Source organism: Desulfobacterium sp. N47, assembly GCF_051233685.1.
Taxonomy (GTDB): domain Bacteria; phylum Desulfobacterota; class Desulfobacteria; order Desulfobacterales; family RPRI01; genus RPRI01.
This window is the reverse complement of sequence record NZ_JBAMMY010000247.1, coordinates 1-6,879: the sequence shown is the minus strand read 5'-3', so window position 1 is coordinate 6,879 and position 6,879 is coordinate 1. Positions and strand designations below refer to the sequence as shown.

Here is a 6,879-nt window from a genome sequence, read left to right as displayed (position 1 = left end):
AGACAAATATCCAAGTCTGGCCTGACGCCTTTGACGGTTATAAATAATTTCTATGTATTCTCTAATTTCCTGAATCGATTCCATTCTGGTATAGTAATGTTGATGATGTACAAGCTCATTCTTGAGTGTGCCCCAAAAACTTTCCATCGGAGCATTATCGTAACCATTGCCTTTACGGCTCATTGAAGGCTCCATACCAAACTGTTCAAACAACTTTCTATAAACTGAAGCATAGTAATGGCTGCTGAGCTCTTACTCTTCACCAGAACTGCAGCCTTCTCAAGAATTCCGACACGCTCTTTAATATCTATTGATGATCTCATAAAAAATCCACAAGTCATACCGATGCAAGCCGGTATCCAATTATTCAATAAGTTCTGGATGTCCGTCCCCACAAAGACAGGCTATACAGGCTTATCAAGTCTAAATTGACGGTTTGGCAAGTTGTACAGGTAGTCTTGCGGTCCTACCAATAAAGTGCCTGCTTCGTGCCTTTTTTCTGATATCGCTGCTTTCTTTAAAAGAATATAGCAAAAAATGTACCAACGAATCGATCAATACATTGATCAAGTAGCATCTCATTAAGAATTCTATTTAATCTACTTTTGTCTTTTGTCGGTCTATATAAAGAATATAATATGCAATAACAGATAATTAATATACAACAAATACAACAAACTATTGTTTAATTGTATAATTATAATTCCAAGATTAGAGTCATTTAGTTTATTTATTTTCTATATATAGCATTTCTCAGAATAACATTCCGATTGCAGCAGTACTTCGAGTTGTATTTGGATTATTGACTATATCGAGTATAGCCATATCGAGCCTTTCAATTAATTGATCAACATTTTTACAGACATAATTATTAAACCAGTTTGCTTTCATAACCAGCCATATTCTTTCTATAGGATTTAAATCAGGTGAATATGGCGGAAGACATTCCGGTTGCCATCCGTGTCACTTTAATGTTTTGCAATGATACCAGCTGGCATCATCTAAAATCAAAATGTTTTTGCTTCTATGAAAATCTATCATCCTGTCAGCTTCATCTAAAAATGCCTGAAATGTTATCGAATCAGAATGTGAAGCCTCTATGGCAAAAAATTGTCCTGTTCGGGGACAAACCATACCAAGAACATTCATCCTCAGATGGTTACCATTTCTTGTTACTTTTGTTTTCTTGCCTTTTTTATCCCAACGTCTTCTGGGACGTGGGTCACCCTCAAAACCTGATTCATCTGCAAATCAAATGTCTACATTATCCTGCTGTAATAATTCTGATACTTTTTGACAAAATGCCCCTCCTATCTTTTGATCCTGGCGATCAGACCAAGGCCGTGGATATTTGAGTGCAAATCCTTGGCGATGAAAAAAACGTACTGCCGTCTGATAGCTGCATTCTATCGATATATAACCATGAAAGGCTTTAGCAGTCCAAAATGACCTTTTTGCTATATCCGGGTTTTCTATTATTAATTCCGATAATTCTTCGGCTTGATCAGCCTTTTAAAATAGCTGTATGGCCAGGCCTTTTTTTGGCGATCAGTCCATCAATTCCACATTCATTAAATGCTTTAATCCATTTCTGTAAAGCTCGCTGGGTTACTATTAAGGCTTTGCAAACATGTTCGCGAGGAATACCAACCAAAAGCATTTGTATTGCAGTACATCGCACTGCTGTTTCACTAGTACCCACTCTTGCTGTTTCTTTGAGTTCGGTAATATATGCATTTTCCGGGTTAGGTGTATTTAAATGCCGTGCCATAAATAATGATATGGCATAAAACAACAAAAATATCTAGAATTTTATTTAATAAATTCAATAATTTTTATGCTACATAATTATTATTACAAATAAACATATTATCGGCCACTGCCTGCCAACTTACTTCTTGTCCCAAAACGAACATATTTTTGAGAAATGCTATAATATTTTCTTGTCAAAGAACAATATGATATGCTTAATTGTGACACAGTCTGGTGGGCGAAAATCCGTTAGAATGCCTGCTGGGCCGGGGGTTACTCAGGGCCGCGAAATCGGCAGAATCAATTCCTCTCGATGGCCAAAACCAAATTCATTATTGATGAAATATATTCTGGTGGGAGTAAGTTCATAAATTTTCACCTTTTCAACTTTGCTCAATATTTTTTCCCCCAGCTTCCGCGGTGAAAAAAAATCTGCCACATCAGGAAACTTCTTTATAAAGGCGATGGCCAGCCGTCCGTTTTCCCAGATTCCGCTCACTGTCTTAACAAAGCCCTCCAGCTGAATCCCCTTGATGAGCCGCCACTGGGCATAGTCTTCGTTTATGGTTGCCGACACTCGGGCACAGTGAGACATATTAATGCCGTGGCGGCTGGTCGGGCTGCTTAAAAAATACAGATCAAGCCCGATATTCACATAAAAAACAGTTGCGGCGTGCGGTAAGCCTTCCCCAACCGTTGCCAGGGAGAGAGTATGATGGCTTTCCAAATAATTTAAAATGATTTTTTTTAATTCCGTCGCTTCCATTTAGCCTATTTTTGTTAAGAATTGTTGTATATCCAGACCCGGTACCCTATTTTCTCGCAACCGCTTATAAATTATACCGTTCCAGAATCTTTCTCGCTTTGCTTTCCGCAACAGGCGGGACACCAATCTTTTTGAATCTATCCTCTTCTCCCAGGGGTTTCGTGGCATCAATACCAAATTTGGAGCCAATAATCCCATCCCTCACAGAAGGATCAAGGGGGTTTGCTTCTACATTCGGGATTACCACTAAATCCCTGTCAGGCTGAAACCGCGTTGCGATCGCCCATTCTACTTCTCTGGGATTATATATATCCACATCATCATCGACAACAATTGCCTGCTTGATATAGAAATTATTCATCAAGGCCAGATAAATCGCCCTTCTGGCCTCCCCCTCGTTTCTTTTCTTGATGGAGATAATCGCCGTGGAAGCATTCCAACTTAGCTTTAAGCCCTGCAGGGACGGAAGATCGTTCTTAAGTTTTTTGAAACCCTCTCCCGCCCAGGAAATATTGAGAATTAAATCATCTTCGATAGACCAGGGTTTGAAGACAGCATAAATGGGATCTTTTTGGCAGCAAACGGCCTGGATTTCCACCACCGGGCTCTGGACGGTTGTATAATACCCGGAACTTTCCCCAAAAGGTCCATCGGTTTCCCGCACAAAAGGGGGAATCTTCCTCTCCAGCACAATCATCGCATGCGCAGGGATACTCAGCCCTACTGTTTCCCCTTTCACCAGTTCCAGAGGAGCTCCACGCAATCCTCCTGCCAATTCTATTTTGTCGCCGAAAGGAAACCAAGTAACAGCCGTCAGCAACAAGGCCGGATCAACTCCAATAGCAATGGCTACTTCCAGGGGTTCGTTTTTTTCTTCGGCATGTCTATAAAATTCCGTGGAGGTGCGGCTCACAAGTTGAATACACAGGCAATTTTTACCCTTAACCTGTAACCGGTGGACTCCTACCGTTACTCTTCCTGAAGCAGGGTCTCTCATGAATACGAGCCCCTGGGTAATATAAGGAGCCGCATCCAGTTCATGGTTTGTTAAGACAGGAAAAAGCGACATAATGTCTATATTGTCCCGGACTACTATGTCTTTTACCGGAGCATGGGATACCAGTTGGGAAGGAATTCCGCGAGACTTTCTCTTCAGGTACTCCTCGTGCAGACCTTCCACTGTTGTTTCAAGTATTAAAGCCAGCCGCTTCCTGCTTCCCAGCAAATTCCCCGCGACAGGAATATTATAACCCTTAACGTTTTTAAAGAGTACGGCGGGCGATTCCTGCTTGCCTAATTTTTCCAATATTGCCGTCACTTCATATTTGGGGTCCAATTCCTCCTCAATTTCGATAAGTTCACCTTCCTGTTTGAGCCTTTGCAGAAAGTCCCTTAAATCCCGATATCCCATATTCACTCCTTCTTTATTATTAGTATTCTGTAAAACACCTAACTACTTTAAATTAGTTTCCCGGACGGAGATAAGACAACTCTACTGCCTGTGTACGGGCAAATATTTCTCCTTTGTCATTTTTTTCCACCACGATATTTTTCAGCCATGACCGGTCATCCCGTTCGGGATAATCTATCCTAACATGTGCTCCCCGCGATTCTTGCCTGGCGAGGGCGCTCAGAGCTACACTCCTTGCAACCGGCAACATAAACCTCAATTCCAGGGCATCGAGCAGTTCAGTATTATATTTGCACGCCCCCGAGATGGTTATATCCTTAAATTTTTCTTCTATGAACGAAAAAATCTCAAGCCCTGCTTTGAGTTTTTCTTCTTCCCGGGCAGGGCCTACCTTTTCCCACATGGTTTTTTGCAACTCCCGCTTTAATTCAATGACTCGATATTTGCCCTTCCTGCCGATCATGCCCCTTAATTTCTCCACATGGTCATTAATCAACGTCCTGTCTACTTCCTGGCAGGCATGGTCACTAATGTCCTCGGCGGCCTTTTCACCCGCCCGTTTACCAAAAACAAACAATTCTGTCATCGCCACCGATCCCAAGCGGTTTCCGCCGTGGATGCCGCCTGCTGTCTCGCCGCAGGCATAGAGGTTTTCAACACCCTCGACTTGACACCATTCATTTATGACAATCCCGCCCATAAAAAAATGGCCTGCGGGATAGACGTCCCATGGTTCTTCCCATTCCGCCGCTGCCTTTCCATAAGCAATCCTGACAAGGTCGGTAAAAGGCTTAAAGACCCCCTCCCGATAATGACGATAAAGAATGCTCCCCTGGGGATGATCTTTATTGGCCTTAAGATCCAGCAGACAGCCGCCGTATTTTGTTCCATTGCCCTTCTCAACTTCCAGGATAATAGCATTCGCCACTTGCGCCCTGGTCTTTGAGGCCACCCCTGGGAGGATATCACGGCCATTCACGTTTTTTAATACGCCCGCAGGACCGGCTGTAAATGGTTCCCCGACAACAATGCCCGACATGCCCAAAGGATGGGTAAGTGTGAAAGGAATATATTGAACCTGCTCCATATCGATCAGCCTGGCGCCGGCATGCAGGGCCAGGGCAAAACCATCGCCGGTGGCAACCCGTGAGGTATCTGTGTGAGGATAATAAATCCAAGCGCCGCCGCCGGTGGCTAAAATTGTCTTTTGGGCCTTGACAACAATAATTTCCCCGGAGGTGAGCTGATAGCAGACTGCCCCCAAAACTTTCCCCCCTTCCTTAAGAAGGTCAAACACTATGGTTTTTTCTATGGTTCTAATGTTTTTCCTCCGGGCCACCCCGTAGCACAACCCCTGTCCCACCCCCGGGCCGGCTGAAGGGAGAATCAGGCTGCGGGGAGAGGTATGTCCCCCCACTTGGAGCAGCACTTCCGGGGAAATTATTCCCTTGCCGTCCCTTTTTACCATACCGCCAAAACGTTCCAGCAGGATCGGGGCATTATAGGCCTCCTGGGCCAATACGCGGCATAGCTTCTGATTGTTCAAGTAATCCCCACCCACGACCATGTCCCGGAAAAAATTTTCTCCCTTCCTGTCTGTCTCAACATCGCCCTGGGCCATGATACCGCCGATAATCCTGGTGTTGCCGTAGCCGATATGGTCCTTGGAAAGCAGAATGACATCGGTGCCCTTTTCGCTGGCCGTTATCGCGGCGGTAACCCCGGCGCCTCCTCCCCCGATACACAAAACATCGCAACTCATTTCCACCATTGTGCTGCTCCTTTATAAATTATTAATGTTTCCCAAGCAATGCCAAAAACGGCCGGATAACAATTCTTTTAATAGGGATGCCGGAGATACAGGCGCAACCGGCGCAGTCCGCACAATTAAGAATTCCCAACTCGCGAGACTGGGAAACCCGATCCAGGGAATCACGGACATCATAGTGAAGCTGGGCAAGCTTGACAAAAGCGAGCGGCCCCCCAAAGGACTTATCCCTGTAGTCGTATCTAGGGCAGGAAGAAAGGCAGGCAAAACATTCACGGCAGCTCATCAACCGGTCATGCTCCAGGGGTTGCAATAATATCTCAGGCTCTGCCTCCGGCTCATTTTTTCTTACTATATAAGGCCTAAACTTTTCCAATTCACGGAAAAAGGCGGCCCGGTCGAAGACCATATCTTTTATTAAAGGGAGATGCCGGAGAGGAGATATGTCTGCATTGGCAGTTATCTTGCTGGTGCAGGCATAGCGGGGATGTCCATTTATATTTACTGCACAAAGGCCGCAGTTGCCGGCTCTGCATCCATGATTGAAAGCTAAGGAAGAATCCTGTGTGTCATAAATCCGCATCAGAGCCTCCAGCACCGTGCTCTTTTCTTCCACATCAACCGCAAACTCTTGCCACCCGTTCTTATCTGTTTCCTCTGGATCATGCCGGAAAATTTTTACCCTGATCTTTTTCATGTATTTTCTCCTCGTTCAAATTTCTTACATTCCACCTTTAAACTCCATGGACGACACGTCTCATCCCGGCCAGGTCCAGGTAAAGGTTATCACGAAAAGGTTATCTCCAAACCCCAGGGTGGAATTTTCGTAGTCTTCCCCAATCCGGGATTGTCCGGTTTTGTCCTCTACATCCAGGTGGTGAGACCAGCCAAAATCGATAAGAAAATCCTCCCAAATATATCCAAAACCGGCAGTAAGATTGTGGGAATCCCCTGTAGTAGAGGGGATGTAAGGAAATACTCCATCGTCCGGGGTTACACTTTCGCTTGTATAGGCATAGCCTGCCCGTAAAGTAAAGCTGGGAGAGCTAATTTCAAAACGATTAAAGGCGGCTTGTTAAACAGGTCAACAGTTGAAATCCCGGCAATAGAGCGGACTTAAGGGCTCCGATTTTCATTGGAGAACCACAAAAGGCAATAAATGCCGAGTTTTTGACAATACCT

The 6,879-nt window shown here is 44.5% G+C and carries 6 protein-coding genes and 2 pseudogenes; all 8 read right to left on the bottom strand.

Annotated features, from left to right (window positions below; all coding sequences use genetic code 11):
* Positions 1-243 (bottom strand): annotated as a pseudogene (locus tag VXK47_RS16025) (IS3 family transposase); the annotation flags it as partial.
* A complete protein-coding gene (locus tag VXK47_RS16020) occupies positions 180-323 on the bottom strand; it encodes a hypothetical protein (RefSeq protein WP_435549789.1) in 144 nt (47 codons plus the stop codon). The pseudogene VXK47_RS16025 and the gene VXK47_RS16020, both read right to left, overlap by 64 nt.
* A 430-nt stretch (positions 324-753) precedes the next feature.
* Positions 754-1,239, bottom strand: a pseudogene (locus tag VXK47_RS16015) (IS630 family transposase); the annotation flags it as partial.
* A gap of 265 nt (positions 1,240-1,504) precedes the next feature.
* Complete coding sequence (locus tag VXK47_RS16010) at positions 1,505-1,771, bottom strand: helix-turn-helix domain-containing protein (protein ID WP_435549788.1); 267 nt, start codon at positions 1,769-1,771, stop codon at positions 1,505-1,507.
* 258 nt (positions 1,772-2,029) lie between these two features.
* A complete protein-coding gene (locus VXK47_RS16005) occupies positions 2,030-2,518 on the bottom strand; it encodes a pyridoxamine 5'-phosphate oxidase family protein (RefSeq protein ID WP_435549787.1) in 489 nt (162 codons plus the stop codon).
* Positions 2,519-2,582: 64 nt separating this feature from the next.
* Positions 2,583-3,929, bottom strand: coding sequence for a UbiD family decarboxylase (locus tag VXK47_RS16000; RefSeq protein WP_435549786.1), 1,347 nt, complete (start codon positions 3,927-3,929; stop codon positions 2,583-2,585).
* 52 nt (positions 3,930-3,981) lie between these two features.
* Complete coding sequence (locus VXK47_RS15995) at positions 3,982-5,700, bottom strand: FAD-dependent oxidoreductase (protein ID WP_435549785.1); 1,719 nt, start codon at positions 5,698-5,700, stop codon at positions 3,982-3,984.
* A gap of 22 nt (positions 5,701-5,722) precedes the next feature.
* A complete protein-coding gene (locus VXK47_RS15990) occupies positions 5,723-6,394 on the bottom strand; it encodes a succinate dehydrogenase/fumarate reductase iron-sulfur subunit (RefSeq protein WP_435549784.1) in 672 nt (223 codons plus the stop codon).
* Between the last annotated feature and the right edge of the window lie 485 nt (positions 6,395-6,879).